Source organism: Rhizobium pisi, assembly GCF_003938655.1.
Lineage (GTDB): Bacteria > Pseudomonadota > Alphaproteobacteria > Rhizobiales > Rhizobiaceae > Rhizobium > Rhizobium pisi.
In genome coordinates this window covers 1-13,405 of sequence record NZ_RJJT01000015.1, presented here as the reverse complement: position 1 = coordinate 13,405, position 13,405 = coordinate 1, and the positions used below count along the sequence as shown (strand labels likewise).

General features: G+C 61.7%; 13 protein-coding genes. 9 read left to right on the top strand and 4 right to left on the bottom strand.

Features of this window, described 5'->3' with window-relative positions:
* The first annotated feature begins 164 nt into the window (after window positions 1–164).
* The 6 genes from omp10 (at window position 165) to EFD55_RS20925 (ending at window position 5,829) form a co-directional block, all read left to right on the top strand.
* Entirely contained in the window at window positions 165–533 is a 369-nt protein-coding gene (gene omp10 / locus EFD55_RS20950) for an outer membrane lipoprotein Omp10 (protein WP_125846954.1), read from the top strand.
* 36 nt (window positions 534–569) lie between these two features.
* Window positions 570–890, top strand: coding sequence for a hypothetical protein (locus EFD55_RS20945; protein WP_125847239.1), 321 nt, complete (start codon window positions 570–572; stop codon window positions 888–890).
* A 171-nt stretch (window positions 891–1,061) separates the two neighbouring features.
* Window positions 1,062–2,996, top strand: a complete 1,935-nt coding sequence (locus tag EFD55_RS20940; RefSeq protein WP_125846952.1) for a bifunctional metallophosphatase/5'-nucleotidase — start codon at window positions 1,062–1,064, stop codon at window positions 2,994–2,996.
* Between the two features lie 123 nt (window positions 2,997–3,119).
* Window positions 3,120–4,154 carry a ferrochelatase gene (gene hemH, locus EFD55_RS20935; protein ID WP_125846951.1) on the top strand — a complete coding sequence of 345 codons (1,035 nt, stop codon included), beginning with the start codon at window positions 3,120–3,122 and terminating at the stop codon, window positions 4,152–4,154.
* A gap of 184 nt (window positions 4,155–4,338) precedes the next feature.
* Window positions 4,339–5,370: an SPFH domain-containing protein gene (locus tag EFD55_RS20930; RefSeq protein ID WP_125846950.1), complete on the top strand. Its 1,032-nt coding sequence runs from the start codon at window positions 4,339–4,341 to the stop codon at window positions 5,368–5,370.
* Window positions 5,371–5,373: 3 nt separating this feature from the next.
* Window positions 5,374–5,829, top strand: coding sequence for an NfeD family protein (locus tag EFD55_RS20925; protein WP_125846949.1), 456 nt, complete (start codon window positions 5,374–5,376; stop codon window positions 5,827–5,829).
* Window positions 5,830–5,843: 14 nt separating this feature from the next.
* On the opposite strand, the gene EFD55_RS20920 is transcribed toward EFD55_RS20925, so the two are convergent.
* A complete protein-coding gene (locus tag EFD55_RS20920) occupies window positions 5,844–6,839 on the bottom strand; it encodes a KpsF/GutQ family sugar-phosphate isomerase (protein WP_125846948.1) in 996 nt (331 codons plus the stop codon).
* 146 nt (window positions 6,840–6,985) lie between these two features.
* Here EFD55_RS20920 and EFD55_RS20915 point away from each other — a divergent pair, with 146 nt between their 5' ends.
* A complete protein-coding gene (locus EFD55_RS20915) occupies window positions 6,986–8,521 on the top strand; it encodes an outer membrane beta-barrel protein (protein ID WP_125846947.1) in 1,536 nt (511 codons plus the stop codon).
* Window positions 8,522–8,635: 114 nt separating this feature from the next.
* Here the strand turns inward: EFD55_RS20915 and galU are convergent, their stop codons facing one another.
* Complete coding sequence (galU, locus tag EFD55_RS20910; RefSeq protein ID WP_125846946.1) at window positions 8,636–9,523, bottom strand: UTP--glucose-1-phosphate uridylyltransferase GalU; 888 nt, start codon at window positions 9,521–9,523, stop codon at window positions 8,636–8,638.
* 203 nt (window positions 9,524–9,726) lie between these two features.
* On the opposite strand from galU, the gene EFD55_RS20905 reads away from it, so the two are divergent.
* Window positions 9,727–10,950, top strand: coding sequence for a lytic murein transglycosylase (locus EFD55_RS20905; protein WP_125846945.1), 1,224 nt, complete (start codon window positions 9,727–9,729; stop codon window positions 10,948–10,950).
* 159 nt (window positions 10,951–11,109) lie between these two features.
* Complete coding sequence (locus EFD55_RS20900) at window positions 11,110–12,351, top strand: SGNH/GDSL hydrolase family protein (RefSeq protein ID WP_183736776.1); 1,242 nt, start codon at window positions 11,110–11,112, stop codon at window positions 12,349–12,351.
* A 40-nt stretch (window positions 12,352–12,391) separates the two neighbouring features.
* Here EFD55_RS20900 and EFD55_RS20895 read toward each other — a convergent pair whose 3' ends face one another.
* Together EFD55_RS20895 and EFD55_RS33490 are read right to left on the bottom strand one after the other, a co-directional pair.
* Window positions 12,392–13,024, bottom strand: coding sequence for a hypothetical protein (locus EFD55_RS20895; RefSeq protein ID WP_125846943.1), 633 nt, complete (start codon window positions 13,022–13,024; stop codon window positions 12,392–12,394).
* A gap of 22 nt (window positions 13,025–13,046) precedes the next feature.
* A partial coding sequence (locus EFD55_RS33490) for a hypothetical protein (RefSeq protein ID WP_208653550.1) occupies window positions 13,047–13,405 on the bottom strand: 359 nt, incomplete at its 5' end.

Genomic DNA, 13,405 nt, shown 5'->3' with positions numbered 1-13,405 from the left:
CAGTGCAACTTTGACGATGCCCGCCGCAAGGCGGGCATTTTTGTAACGCCGGCTGTATAAATGCCGGCCACCACCTTCCAAGACTTGCCATCCGGGCGGGCGCACGCCATGTTTTGCCCGAACTGAAGCGGGGTCCGCCGCGACGATTCGCCGGGAGAAGCCTTATGAAAATCAGAACTGGTCTCGTTCTTGTCGGTGCAACTGCAGCCCTTGCCGCCTGTGTTGCGTCAGGACCGCGCCCCCTGCCGGTTGCAACTGCGCCCGCCCCTAGCGGCGTCGAAGGCAGCTGGAGTGACCCGAACGGCATCGTCTCCACCTTCCAGGGTGGTAGCTTCACCACCCGCACCACCGACAGCAACCAGCTTCTCGCCTCCGGCACCTATATCAACACCTCGCCGACGCTAGTGGAGATCAACATGACCTCGCTGGTGCGCAAGACCCAATCCAAGGTGAACTGCGCCCTGGTCAATCCGAGCCAGCTTAACTGCACCTCGGATTCCGGCGCGCAGTTCACGCTTTCCCGTCGCGGCTGAGGAAGAGACGAGGCGATAGGCTTGCGGGGTAGCACCATCCAAGCCTTCGCCGGTTACCTCGTGCTTCTGATCGCAATGCCGCTTGCGGCCCTCGCGGTCGTTTTGCCGGCCAATGTCTATCGCGCCCAGGGTATCGCCGCTCCCGATTGCGATGGTCCGCTGCAAGTCTTGATCTTCGCCCTGCCGGCCGTCCTGATCTATGGCGCAGGCGCATTCCTCGCCTATCGAGCGGGCGGGCGCCTTCATCGCGCCGTTTCCCTGATCTGCCTCATCGTCGCACTCGCCACACTTCCCAATATCGCCGAGGCGGCACATGAACTCTACCGAAACGCCGCCGACGGCGAATGCCTGGGATAACCCGCCTGCTTTTTTGCCCCGCCCCTCTTGGAAAGCACCGCTTCTGGCCCAGCTTTTCCTTGCGGCCATACACCGTCTGGTGGAACATCCGCACGCTGGGTATCGCTCCGGCGGATTATGGAAGGGATCGGCGAGGATCAGGGGGATTTTCGCCTCAATAGGAGAACAGGGATGACGAAGTCTTTCAGCTTCGGTCTTTTGACCGCGTCTATGCTGACGCTGAGCGCGGGTGCCGCCTTTGCGGATTACGAACTCAATATTCTTCATATCAACGATTTCCATTCACGCATCGAATCGATCAACAAGTTCGACTCGACCTGCTCGGCCGAGGAGGAGGGCAAGAAGGAATGCTTCGGGGGTGCTGCCCGTCTGAAGACCGCGATCGACCAACGCCGTCAGGCGCTGTCGGGCAAGAACGTCCTTCTCCTGAATGCCGGCGATAATTTCCAGGGCTCGCTCTTTTACACGACCTACAAGGGCGCGGCCGAAGCCGAATTCCTCAACCTGATGAAGTTCGACGCCATGACCGTCGGCAACCATGAATTCGACGACAGCGAGGACGGGCTTGCGACCTTCCTCGACAAGGTGCAATTCCCGGTCGTGACGGCGAACGTCAAGGCCGCGGCGGCCTCCAAGCTCGGCGACCGGATCAAGCCTTCGCTGGTTCTCGATGTCGGCGGCCAGAAGATCGGCATCGTTGGCGCCGTCACCAACGATACACCCGAACTGTCCTCCCCCGGCCCGAACGTTACGATTGCCGACGACGTCCAGAGCATCACCGCCGCCGTTCAGGATCTGAAAGGCCAGGGCGTCAACAAGATCATCGCGCTGACCCATGTCGGTTATCCCCGCGATCTCGCTCAGATCGCCAAGATCCCGGATGTCGATGTCGTTGTCGGCGGCCATTCCCACAGCCTGCTCTCCAATACCGACCCGAAGGCCGAAGGTCCTTACCCGACGATGGTCGACAATCCCGGCGGCTATAAGGTGCCGGTTGTCCAGGCTGCCTCCTACAGCAAGTATCTCGGCGATCTCGTCGTCAATTTCGACGACAACGGCGTCGTCAAGGACGCCAAGGGCGATCCGATCCTGATCGATTCCACCTTCACGCCCGATCCGGCTGTCGTTGCCCGCGTTGCCGAACTGGCAAAGCCGATCGAGGAACTGCGCAAGAAGGTGATCGGCTCCTCCGAAGGCCCGATCGAGGGCGACCGCAAGGTCTGCCGCGTCAAGGAATGCTCGATGGGCAATCTGGTGGCCGATGCCATGCTCGACCGCACCAAGAACCAGGGCATCACCATCGCCTTCCAGAATGGCGGCGGCCTGCGCGCCTCGATTGACGGCGGCGACGTCACCCAGGGCGAGGTGATCACCGTTCTGCCTTTCCAGAATACGCTCGCGACCTTTGAGGCGACCGGCGCTGATATCGTCAAGGCGCTTGAAAATGGCGTCAGTCAGATCGATCAGGGCGCGGGACGTTTCCCGCAAGTCGCCGGCCTGAAATTCTCCTTCGACCAATCGAAGGCCGTCGGCAGCCGTGTCAGCGATGTCCAGGTGAAGGAAGGCGACAACTTCGCTCCGATCGATCCGGCCAAGACCTACAAGGTCGCCACCAACAACTTCATGCGCGGCGGCGGCGACGGCTATTCGATCTTCAAGGAAGGCAAGAATGCCTATGATTACGGTCCGGATCTTGCCGACGTGACCGCCGAATATCTGGCGGCCCACTCGCCCTATAAGCCCTATACCGACGGCCGCGTCACCGAAATCGCCGCAGCTGCGGCGCCCGCTGCCGAACCGGCCGCTCCCGCCCCCACGCCGGCAGCACCTGCACCAACCGCCGCGCCCGCTCCCGCACCAGCTGCACCCGCACCGGCCACCGAGCCTGCGGCACCAGCACCCGCGCCCACTGCGGCTCCGGCAGCCTCCGCGCCTGCCGCAACGACGCCGTCCACCCATGTCATTGCTGCCGGCGATACCTTCTGGGATCTCGCCGTCACCTTCTATGGAGACGGCACGCTGTGGCGGAAGCTTTCGGATGCCAACGACAAGCCGAACCCGCATCACCTGACGATCGGCAAGGAGATCGAGGTTCCCGCCAAGTAAGACGATTTGTCCCGATGACATCGGCCGGTCCGGGGTTTCCCGGGCCGGCTTTTCTTTCTATAGGGTGAACCATAATCCCGAGGCTGCGTATGAGCCGATGGGACAGAGAGCGTTGGGGCCAGAATGACAGCAGATATTTCACTCCGTCCTGCCGACCATCCGGCCGTCAAATCAGGCAAGGTCGGTGTCCTGCTGGTCAATCTCGGCACGCCCGACGGGACTGATTACGTGTCTATGCGCCGTTATCTCAGGGAATTCCTGACTGATCGCCGCGTCATCGAATGGTCGCCCTGGAAGTGGTATCCGATCCTGTTCGGCATCGTGCTCAACAGACGCCCGCAGAAGGTCGGAAAGGCCTATGAGCTGATCTGGAACAAGGACAAGAACGAAAGTTATCTGCGCACCTACACGCGCAACCAGTCGGAGCTGATGGCCGAGCGCCTGAAGGATCTTCCCAGCGTCAAGGTCGACTGGGCGATGCGCTACGGCACACCGTCGATCGCCTCGCGCATCGAGGTGCTGAAGGAAGCGGGCTGCGACCGCATCGTGCTTTTCCCCCTCTATCCGCAATATGCGGCGGCAACGACCGCGACCGTCAACGACAAGGCCTTCCAGAAGCTGCTGACCATGCGCTGGCAGCCGGCGCTGCGCACCGTGCCCGACTATCATGACGACGAGACCTATATCGAGGCGCTCGCCCGATCCGTCGAAAGCCACCTTTCAACGCTGGACTGGAAGCCGGAGATGCTGCTCGCCTCCTTCCACGGCATTCCGATGTCCTATTTCAAACAGGGCGACCCCTATTACTGTCAGTGCCAGAAGACCGGTCGGCTGTTGCGCGAACGGCTCGGGCTGACCAAGGAAAATTTCATGGTCACCTTCCAGTCCCGCTTTGGGCCGGAGGAGTGGCTGCAGCCCTATACCGACAAGACGGTGGAGAAACTGGCAAAGGACGGCGTCAAGCGTATCGCCGTCATCAACCCCGGCTTCGTCTCGGACTGTCTGGAAACGCTGGAAGAGATCGCCGAACAGGCGGCCCACTCCTTCCATGAAAACGGCGGCGAAAAGTTCGCGCATATTCCCTGCCTCAACGACGGCGAGGATGGCATGAAAGTGCTGGAAAAGGTCGTCCGCCGCGAGTTGCAGGGCTGGGCCTGAGAGCCTTCCTTCAAAAAACTGCGTCGGGCGAGCAGCCGGCGACAGCCCAATGATCTTGCCGAAACGGGGCCTCCTTTTCGCTAGGAGCCCGGACGGTTGCGCCCGCATTTCTTCCTCGCAAATAACGTGCTAACTCACCACATGAATTGGGCGGGCGCGTATGCGCCGATAGGAGGAATTCTTCATGCTGTTCGGCGGCTTCGACATCGTCGTGATCGTGCTTGTTATCTTCGTCATCATGGTGCTCTTCGCGGGGATCAAGACCGTGCCGCAGGGCTATCGTTATACGATCGAGCGCTTCGGCCGTTATACCCGCACGCTGGAACCCGGCCTGAACCTGATCACCCCCTTCATCGAGCGTGTCGGTGCCAAGATGAATGTGATGGAGCAGGTGCTGAACGTGCCGACCCAGGAGGTGATCACTAAGGACAACGCCTCGGTCTCGGCCGATGCAGTCTCCTTCTATCAGGTGCTGAACGCCGCCCAGGCCGCCTATCAGGTTTCCAACCTCGAAAACGCCATCCTCAATCTTACCATGACCAATATCCGCTCTGTCATGGGCTCGATGGATCTCGACGAACTGCTCTCCAACCGCGATGCCATCAACGACCGGCTGCTGCGCGTCGTCGACGAGGCCGTGCATCCCTGGGGCATCAAGGTCACCCGCGTCGAGATCAAGGACATCCAGCCGCCGCGTGACCTCGTCGACGCGATGGCCCGGCAGATGAAGGCCGAGCGCGAGAAGCGCGCCCAGGTGCTGGAAGCCGAAGGCTCGCGCAACGCGCAGATCTTGAGAGCCGAAGGCGCCAAGCAGTCCGCCATCCTGCAGGCCGAAGGCCAACGCGAAGCCGCCTTCCGCAACGCCGAAGCCCGCGAACGTCTTGCCGAGGCCGAAGCCAAGGCGACGAAGATGGTCTCCGAAGCGATCGCCGCCGGCGACATCCAGGCGATCAACTATTTCGTCGCCCAGAAATACACCGAGGCACTCGCCTCCATCGGTTCGGCGCCCAATTCCAAGATCGTGATGATGCCGATGGAAGCCTCTTCCATCCTGAGCTCGCTCGGCGGCATCGGCGCCATTGCCCGCGAGGTCTTCGGCGATGCCGGCAATCCGCCGCCACCACCTCCGCCGCGTCCACGTCCCGCCCCGGTCCGCTCGACGCCGCCGATCAATCCGCCGAGCCCCAATCCTTTCAACCCAGATCCGGAGCGATAAGCCATGCTGGCGAAGATCATCGCGGAACTCGGTCCGTGGAGCTGGTGGGTCGCCGGCCTCGTGCTGCTCGCCGCGGAAATGATCGTTCCCGGCTTCTTCCTGGTCTGGATCGGCCTTGCCGCCCTGATCGTCGGCGCGCTGTCGCTGCTCTTCTGGGACAGCGCTTTCTGGGTCTGGGAGCTGCAGGCGATCCTCTTTGCGCTGCTCGCCGTCGCCACGACTTTCGCCGGCCGCCGCTTGACGCTGCGCAATGCCGTAACCGATGAGCCTTTCCTCAATCAGCGTGGCGAGAGCCTCGTCGGCCGCACGGCAACGCTGCACGAGCCGATCCGCGAGGGCCGCGGCCGCATCCGCCTCGACGATACGCTGTGGCAGGTGATGGGGCCTGATCTTCCCGTGGGAACGCAGGTGAAGGTGGTTTCGTGTCACGGCCGCGACTTGAGGGTCGAGCCGATCTGATCAAACAGGCCTGATCAGGCGACGCCGATCCGCAGCAGATCATGGAAATGCACCAGCCCGAGCGGCCGGTTGTCGTCGTCGACGACGATCAGCGCGCCGATGTGGTGCTGGTTAAGCAACGCCAGCGCGGCCGTTGCCAGCACCGTCGGCTTCACCGTCTTCGGTGTCCTGGTCATGATGTCGTCGACGGCGAGCTCGGCAAGATTGCGCGTCAGATTGCGCGCCATGTCGCCTTCGGTGACGATGCCGCAGAGCCGTCCATCCTCGTCAAGCACGCCGACACAGCCGAAATGCTTGCGCGACAGCACCGTGATCGCCTCAGGCATCGGCGTGCCCTTGGCAACGAGCGGCAGCCGCTCGCCGATATGCATAATATCAGCGACATGCATCAGGCTCGCACCCAGCTTGCCGCCGGGATGGAAGACGTGGAAGTCCGTCGCGGTAAAGCCACGAGCCTCCAGGAGCGCCACCGCCAGCGCGTCGCCGAGGGCAAGCTGCATCAGCGTCGAAGTCGTCGGCGCCAGCCCATTGGGGCAGGCCTCCTGCTCGTTCGGCACCAGAAGGACGATATCGGCGGCGGTCGCAAGCGAAGACCGTTCGCTGCAGGTAATCGCGATCAGCGGAATTGAGAAGCGCCGCGTGAAGGAAATGATGCTTTTGAGCTCCGCGCTCTCGCCGCCTTTGGAAATCGCCAGAACGACGTCGTCGCGCGCGATCATGCCGAGATCGCCGTGATTGGCCTCGGCCGCATGCACGAAAAAGGCAGGTGTGCCTGTTGAGGCGAAGGTGGCCGCCAGCTTGGCGCCAATATGGCCGCTCTTGCCGACACCGGTGACGATGACGCGTCCGGAGATGTCGCCGATGACTTCGACGGCCCGTGCGAAGGGACCGGCCAATCCATCGTCAAAAGCCCGTTCGAGCGCTTCAAGACCGCGTTTCTCGGTTTCTATCGTGCGTTTTGCCGATTCGAGAACGCTGTTTTCGATGAGTTTTATCGCTCTTCTGTTCATGGAAATGCGTTAGACCTTTTCACTTTCCGAGTCCACCCTGCACAATTTCCGAATTATGAACAGCACCTGCCTGCGGCAACGAATGATTAACCACAAGGCTTTACCTTTGGGTAAGAACCGAAGAGCATGTCAGGCACGAATTGTATATGGGCCAGCGAAAACAGACGAGCAGTGTGACGCCGCTCCGCGCCATGAGCCGTGCCATGTCTGTCGTCGCGCTCGGCGGCCTGCTTTTCGGCCAGGCGGCGCTCGCGCAGTCCGCCTCCTCACAGTCTTCAAGCAGCAGCTCCTCGGCCTCGCAGGGCAATCGCACGACGAATAATGCTGCATCCTCCAGTTTCGACGACGAGACCGACGATTCCACTATCCCCTCTGCAACAGGCACAAGCACTGGGAATACGGAGGATGCCCAGCAGAAGGCCATACCGGATGCGCAATCCGACGGTGACGTTACCGGCTCCATTCTCGACGACGACATACGCCGGCTGAACACCCGCGAAGCGTCGCTCGACGAGGCGCTGCCGCGTCGCAAGGCCGCCGAAAGCGCCTCGACGGCGCAAACGCCGGGCATTCCGATCGGCACTTTCGTGCTCCGCCCGAGCGTTACCCAGAGCATCAACACCGAGACGACCAAGGACGGCAATACCAGGCAACAGCGCGCCTTTCTTGAAACCGATGCCGCCGCCACCTTGACTTCCGACTGGGGCCGGCACCAGCTGAGCGTCACCTCGGAAGGCGCATGGCAGAGGAATATCAGCGGCGAGGGCGAAGAGCAGCCGTCCTTCAAGATCAACGGCGACCTCAGGCTGGATCTTTCCAGCGAGACGGTCGCGCACCTCACCGGCGGTTACAATTTCTACCGCGAGGATACGGACGATCCTAACGCCATCGCCGGCGCGACGCAGCAGTCCGACGTTCAGGAATTTTCGGCCGGCGCCTCCATCCAGCGCGATTTCGGCATCCTGCGCAGCACGACGGCGCTGGCCTTGACCCGCTCGGTCTATTCGGATGCCACGCTCGCAAACGGCACGACGGTCACCCTCAGCGATCGCAACCAGACGACGGGCACGCTACGTGGCCGCGTCGGCTACGAGCTGTCTCCCGCGCTCATCCCCTTCATCGAAGCCACAATTGGCCGCACGCTCTATGATGAGACGCGTGATTCCGCGGGCTACGAGCGTTCGGGCCATAGCTACGGAGCCAAGGCGGGTGTCGAGGTCGATCTCGGCGAGAAGCTCAAGGGTGAAGTCGGCGTCGGCTATGAGATGGCGGACTTCGAGGACAGCCGGCTCTCCTCGATCGATACGGCCACGCTCGATGCGAGCCTGCTCTGGTCGCCGATCCGCGGCACCGATGTCAATCTCGACCTGCAGACGAGCATCCAGCCTTCGACGACGGCCGGCGAGAGCGGCTACGTCTCGCATGCGCTGACGACGACGGTCACCCAGCAGCTGCGCGACAATCTGGTCGGGACGATGATCGGCGGGGTGACGTGGCGCGACTATCCCTCGGATAGCACCATCAATGATGAGCTCGTCTATACCGCTGCAACCGGCCTGACCTGGAACATGAACCGCTATCTCGATTTGACCAGCACGCTCGGCTACGAGCTGACGGCGCGCAAGGAAGGGCCTGACTCGCAGCAATGGCGTGCCGGCGTCGGTCTCAAGCTGAAACGCTGACGCTTGCCGCCCGAAAGGGTGCAGAAGTTTTAGGACAACGACATCCATAAAATAAATGCGCCGCGCCTCCGATGGGAGGCGCGGCGCATTATCACTGATCGCTAAGCGAAAGCCTTACCTGAGGCCGGCAAGCAGTTCCTTGAAGCCGTCTTCGACGGTGGGGCGGATATCGGCGCGTTCGAGGGCGAAGGCGACGTTTGCCAGGATGAAGCCGTCCTTGGCGCCGCAGTCATAGGTCGTGCCGCGGAAGTGGTAACCGGCGAAATCCTGTTCCTTCAAGAGCTTCAGCATGCCGTCGGTGAGCTGGATCTCGTTGCCGGCGCCGCGCTCCTGGGTTTCGAGGATCTTGAAGATCTCCGGCTGCAGAATGTAGCGGCCGTTGATGAAGAAGTTGGAAGGCGCCGTACCCTTGGCAGGTTTTTCCACCATGCCGGTGATGCGGAAGCCTTCGCCGATCGCCTCGCCGACACCGACGATGCCGTACTTATGCGCCTGATCGGGCGCACATTCCTCGACGGCGATGATATTGCCGCCACTCTGGCCGTAAAGGTCGATCATGCCCTTCATGCAGCCCTTGTCGCCCTTCATGATCATGTCGGGCAGCAGCAGTGCGAAGGGCTCGTCGCCGACAATCTCGCGGGCACACCAGACGGCGTGGCCGAGGCCGAGCGGCTCCTGCTGGCGAGTGAAGCTCACCGTACCGGCCTTCGGCAATTGCTGGGCGAGAAGGGTGATTTCCGCCTTCTTGGCGCGCTCGCGCAGCGTCTGCTCCAGCTCGAAATGAATGTCGAAATAATCTTCGATGACGTGCTTGTTGCGCCCCGTGACGAAGACCAGATGTTCGATCCCGGCCTCGATCGCCTCATCGACGACATATTGAATGATTGGTTTGTCGACGACGGTCAACATTTCCTTCGGAACAGCCTTTGTCGCCGGCAGGAATCGCGTCCCCAAACCGGCAACCGGAAATACTGCTTTACGAACTTTGCTGTGTTGAGCCACACCGGCCTCCTGCTTCGATCATATCGCTTTGGAAATAGAGCTTTTTAGCTTCAACTAGTATAGAATTGCTACTGTTTTGCAAATGGTGACCGCAGCGGATCGCCATGGTAAAGAATTTGTTGACTCCGTTCCTGTAGTCTCGGGTTTGGGCGGACATGATGCCCCGCTGCACCGGAAACTGAAGACGTGGGATACGACTGTCGATGACCCAGAATCACAAAAACTCCCTTCGTGGTCTTGCTCTCGCCCTCGTTGTCGCAGCCCAGGTGGGGCTGGTCCCCGACAACGCGAAAGCTGATTCCCGCTTCCAGAAATGGATCGCGGATTTCTATCAGACTGCCGCTCAGAGTGGCATCAGTAAGGCAACCTATCAAAAGGCTTTTTCCGGGGTGAGCGAGCCCGATCCGACCGTGCTCGAAAAGGCGGCTTACCAACCGGAATTCACCTCGAAGATCTGGGACTATGTCGATTCCCGCGTCAACCCCTATACGGTCAAGATTGGCCGCGAGATGGCCGTCAAACATGCAAAGACGCTCGATGCGATCGAGCGTCGTTTCGGCGTCGACAAGACGATCCTGCTCGCCATCTGGTCGATGGAATCGAATTACGGCGCGATCCTCAATAAGGACGACAGGCTGCACTACGTGCCGCGCGCGCTGGCAACGCTTGCCTATGCCGATCCGAGCCGCGCCAAATTCGCCAAGAAGCAGCTGGTCGCCGCGCTGAAGATCCTGCAGAACGGCGATGTGCCGGCACGCGAAATGACCGGCTCTTGGGCCGGCGCGATGGGCCACACCCAGTTCATTCCGACGAGCTACCTGCTCTATGCGGTCGATGCCGACGGCAACGGCCATCGCGACATCTGGAATTCGGTGCCGGATGCGCTGGCGACCTCGGCCAATCTCTTGATGAAGAACGGCTGGGACGCCGGCAAGACCTGGGGTTATGAGGTCGTCGTTCCCGCAGCCGTCGCCAAGCAGGTGGGCAAGACCCACACTTTGGCCCAATGGGCAGCACTCGGCCTGACACGCCCGAACGGCAAGGCCTTCCGCGACGGCGGGACAAAAGCCATGCTGAAGATGCCGGCTGGAGCCGGCGGCCCGGGCTTCCTGATGACTGGCAACTTCTTCACCATCAAGAACTACAATGCTGCGGACAGCTACGCGCTTGCCGTCGGCCTGCTGGCCGATCAGATCGCCGGCTACGGCGGCTTGCAGCAGCGCTGGCCACGCCCGGACGGCGCGCTCGACATCACCGAGAAATTCGAGCTGCAGACCCGCCTCAAGACGCTCGGCTATTACAATGGCGAGGTCGACGGCAATTTCGGCTCGGGTTCGAAAGCAGCGATTTCGGCCGTGCAGGAGCGCATCGGCATGCAGCCGGACGGCGAACCCTCGCTGCCGCTTCTAAACGCACTTCGCCGCTAGCATTCCGCCCCGGCTTTGAATCATGCGAGACGCTTCGGGTCTGTGTTTCATGCTGCTCGCCCAGAATCGCCGCGCGGTTTTAGGCGACTTGCAATGGAAGCGGCCGAACCGTGACCTAGATATGAGTGGGAGTGGACGTTGGGCTACCCCGAGTGCAAGATGCCGGCAGATGCGGAACTGCCCATGACGAAGAAAATTGATCGGACACGTAAACTCCGTTGGCTCATGCTCGCCTTGACGGCGGCTTCGCTGTGCCTCGGCGTAGCTGGCCCGGTACATGTCGCCGAAGCCCAGGAGCAGCGTTACCAGCGCCGCTCGATCCTCGATTTCTTCCTCGGCCGGCGCTATCTTGATGATTCCCCGCAACCACCTGACGTCCAGCAGCCGCGGCGCCAGCAGCACAAGCGCCCGCCGGCGCAGAAAGCTATCGTCAATACCCGCACCGCCCCTCCGGCCCGCGCCCCCATGCAGGATGAGGAGCCGGCCGTGCAGAAGCTTGCCGATGCGCGCAAGATCCTGATTGTCGGCGATTTCCTTGCCAGCGGCCTCGGTGACGGCCTCACCGCCGCCTTCGAGACTTCGCCGGGCGTCGTCGTCGAAACCCGCGGCAACGTCTCCTCGGGTCTCGTCCGCGACGACTATTACGACTGGCCGGAACAACTGCCGAAGATGATCGACGAGATGAAGCCGGCCATGGTCGTCGTCATGATCGGCGCCAACGACCGTCAGCAGATGGTGACCGACACCGCCAAGGAGAAGTTCCACACCGATGGCTGGTTCGCCGAATACCGCCGCCGCGTCCTTGCCTTTGGCAAGGAAGTCACCGACCGCAAGATTCCGCTGCTCTGGGTCGGCCTTCCCGCCTTCGAATCCGATTCGATGACGGCCGATGCCGTCCAGATGAACCAGCTCTACCGCAACCAGGTCGAAAGCATCGGCGGCGAATTCGTCGATATCTGGGATGCTTTCGTCGACGAAAACGGCAATTTCATCGTCACCGGTTCGGATGTAAACGGCCAGCAGGTGCGCCTGCGCACCTCCGACGGCATCAACCTGACCCAGGCCGGCCGGCGCAAAATTGCCTTCTATGTCGAAAAACCGGCCCGGCGCATTCTCGGCACCCAGGCAAGCCCGGATCTGGTTCGCCTCGACTCCAGCAATCTGCCTGGTCTCGGCCTCCCCGCCAATCCGGTCGAGCATACCGTGCCGATCAGTCTCTCCGACCCCAATCTCGACGGCGGCGCCGAGCTTCTCGGCGCGAGGCCGCCGCCTGTGACGCTGGCAAAATCGCCGCGCGACCTTCTGGTCGAGCAGGGTGAAATGACGCCCGCCCCATCCGGTCGCGTCGACGACTACCGCCTGCCGGCGACAAAGGCGCCGGCAGAAGTCTCGGTCAAATGACGAAGGCCGCCCGAGGCGCGCCCCTTTTGCGTCATGCAGTTTATGCAGCCGCCGCCTGCGGCCAGCTCAGATAATAGTAGTTCGAGCCGATCAGACCGAAATAGGCGTTGCTGTCGTTCGTCTGGTCGACATAGCTGCCATTCTTCTTGACGAAGGTGCCGTCGGCGCCGCGCTCCAGATGTGCGTCGAGGAAGTCGCTCCAGCCACTGACGTCGATCGCCTTGCCGGTCTTGCTGTCCGTATGGGCTTCATCGGGATTGTCGACGTCCCAGGCGGCGATCGATACGCCCTGCGTCGGATCGGAAATGGTGAGCGTGCCGGCCTCCAACGCTGCCAGCATGTCGTGAGCCTTGCCACTCTCGCCTTCGGCTGCAGCGGCATCCTGCAACTGCTTCTTCAGCATCGACATGAAGGAGGCGCTGGTCACGTCGGCGCTGTCGCCGGTCGCATTGGCCTCACCAGACGTATCGCCCTTGGCCGACAGCGTGTCGAGCAGCCCCGACAGGGCCTGGTTGGAAAGAAGCGAGGCCGAGCTCGAATCGAGCCCGTAGCTGCTCAGGATGCTGGCCGCCGACGAACTTTGCGCATCCTGCGAGCCGTCGTCGGAGCTGCGAAGGTTCTTCAGGGCATATTGGGCCGAAACCATCCTGGTATTATCAAGTGCGGAAACCATTTGAAAAATCCTTGTCGATCATTCACGGCGGCCAGCCGCGGCCGATGGTGAAATGCTTGCGCAACAGAAACGGCGGGGCACGTCCGCTCCGGTCGCCGCCGGCTCTTCCTGAGCCTGCGTCCGATGGAAAGTCTTCTCTCCCGGCATTGCTTGAGGCTTGCGGCGCAGCCTGGCGCGTCAAGCGGTCGCACCAGCAATAAGGCGCCCTGTTGGACGCGCGACGCTCGATAAAAAAACTCCGCCGGAGAGGCGGAGTCAGACTGCTGACAAACCCGTCGATTTTTTCGGCGGGTTTTGCTTTTTTGGCGATAGGATTCTTTGCCGGTCGTGTTGGCAGAGGGCGAAGAAGGAGGTTTCGGCTTACGCCGTGGCCGGTTTTGG

Excerpts from the sequence above, each read along its gene's own strand:
- omp10 (WP_125846954.1), top strand. The coding sequence starts at position 165 with ATGAAAATCAGAACTGGTCTCGTTCTTGTCGGTGCAACTGCAGCCCTT.
- EFD55_RS20940 (WP_125846952.1), top strand. The coding sequence starts at position 1,062 with ATGACGAAGTCTTTCAGCTTCGGTCTTTTGACCGCGTCTATGCTGACG.
- hemH (WP_125846951.1), top strand. The coding sequence starts at position 3,120 with ATGACAGCAGATATTTCACTCCGTCCTGCCGACCATCCGGCCGTCAAA.
- EFD55_RS20930 (WP_125846950.1), top strand. The coding sequence starts at position 4,339 with ATGCTGTTCGGCGGCTTCGACATCGTCGTGATCGTGCTTGTTATCTTC.
- EFD55_RS20925 (WP_125846949.1), top strand. The coding sequence starts at position 5,374 with ATGCTGGCGAAGATCATCGCGGAACTCGGTCCGTGGAGCTGGTGGGTC.
- EFD55_RS20920 (WP_125846948.1), bottom strand. The coding sequence starts at position 6,839 with ATGAACAGAAGAGCGATAAAACTCATCGAAAACAGCGTTCTCGAATCG.
- EFD55_RS20915 (WP_125846947.1), top strand. The coding sequence starts at position 6,986 with ATGGGCCAGCGAAAACAGACGAGCAGTGTGACGCCGCTCCGCGCCATG.
- EFD55_RS20905 (WP_125846945.1), top strand. The coding sequence starts at position 9,727 with ATGACCCAGAATCACAAAAACTCCCTTCGTGGTCTTGCTCTCGCCCTC.
- EFD55_RS20900 (WP_183736776.1), top strand. The coding sequence starts at position 11,110 with ATGCCGGCAGATGCGGAACTGCCCATGACGAAGAAAATTGATCGGACA.
- EFD55_RS20895 (WP_125846943.1), bottom strand. The coding sequence starts at position 13,024 with ATGGTTTCCGCACTTGATAATACCAGGATGGTTTCGGCCCAATATGCC.